Origin of the sequence: Halorubrum persicum (genome assembly GCF_002727125.1) — an archaeon.
GTDB lineage: Archaea > Halobacteriota > Halobacteria > Halobacteriales > Haloferacaceae > Halorubrum > Halorubrum persicum.
The window spans coordinates 1-1,497 of the sequence record NZ_NHOA01000051.1; the positions used below are offsets into that span (position 1 = coordinate 1).

Genomic DNA, 1,497 nt, shown 5'->3' on the forward strand with positions numbered 1-1,497 from the left:
GCATCTATTCAACACAGCAAGCTGCTCACCTTTCATACTGGATGCTACTGCTCTGTTGAATCCGATGACGGCACGGGGATCACGATCTCTGGAGACGCGATTATCTCGCACCTCATCGTCGAAGAGTTGGATCGATCCACCCTGTGATCTCAATTCTTCCACTCTCTGCCAAGATTCCATCTCTGAATTCTCTCGACAGCGCTCCTGAACTGAGGACAGAGTGACCCTAATCCCGACGCCTTCTGCGGATTCAACAGAGCAGATGCTACCAAATCGCGTCTGTGTCTCCGGATAAAGAGCCGAGCCTGCTGTGTTGTGGATCGGAATACACTTGTTATCGGGTACTCCAGCATCTCTATGAGTTGGAAGGAGATCGCTGAACCGCTGCCCACGCGGATGCCTGTCGTGGAGCGACCCACAGGTCACGCTCCGTTCAAACGGCTGTGTTGAATCGCCATACAGCAACGAGGTGGGCCGCTAAATCAAAGGAGTTGAAGCGGGGGAATGTGGTTGTCTATGACCCAAATTTCCCGCTTCATCGGGGAGGTTGTACCGGTTGCTCAAAGAGTTACTGCCGACTATGCACTCGTTTCCCTTCATTGTCTGCGGATTTACCTCGATTCATCGTACCGCATGACGATCGACTTACTCAAAAAGATGCCACAAATAACCGGAGAGATCGGCCTCAACGCGGCCGATATCCCCACGCCGTCCACGTTGTGTAAGGCGTTCGACCGGATCAGCATGAGCGTCTGTCGAGTGCTGCTGCGCCAGTCGACGCAGCTGCACGATCTCTCTGAACACGCCGCGATCGACGCCACGTTCTACGACCGCTCACCAGCGAGCCGCCACTACTGCCAGCGAATCAGCTACCGCGTTCAGAAGCTCAAAGTCACGAAACTCATCGATACAGCGTCTCAAGCCGTCCTTGACGAACACTGCTCAACGAACCGGGAAGGAAGCGACGCAGACCTCGCTGAGCAGATCGCCCGCCGGAACGCGGGCGATCTGCGGTCTCTCGCGGCCGATAAAGGCTATGACAAGCAATCGCTTCGTGAAGGATTACGCGACCTCGGCATCAGACCGCTGGCCAAGCACCGTATCTTCGCTCCGTACGACCACGCACACAACGCCAGAATCGATGATACCCGTACAATCAGCGCTCGATGGGTAAAACCGTGAGCTCGGCTGTGAAGCGCTCGCTCGGCTTTGCCGTGCGAGCGCGCTCGTGGTTCCGTGAGTTCCGCGAGATCGCGCTGATGTGTGTCGTCTATAACATCACACGCTTCGTCAAACAGTGAATCTCCACGCCTTACAGCGATTCAACACAGCCGTGCTGGATTACCAGCACAAACTGACGACATGGCTGGTTCGGGAGTATGATCTAGTAGCCGTTGAGGACTTAGACGTGAAGCCGATGCTGGAAACCAACCAGAACGCCAAGAACAAACAGGATGCGGCATGGTCGCGGTTTCTGGTGCTGTGTTGAATAGCGAT

General features: G+C 55.2%; 2 pseudogenes. Both read left to right on the top strand.

The features are described 5' to 3' along the window. Positions 1-516 precede the first annotated feature (516 nt). Positions 517-1,301: pseudogene (locus DJ69_RS08045) on the top strand (IS5 family transposase). Between the two features lie 29 nt (positions 1,302-1,330). Next, positions 1,331-1,483 (top strand): annotated as a pseudogene (locus tag DJ69_RS08050) (RNA-guided endonuclease InsQ/TnpB family protein); the annotation flags it as partial. Between the last annotated feature and the right edge of the window lie 14 nt (positions 1,484-1,497).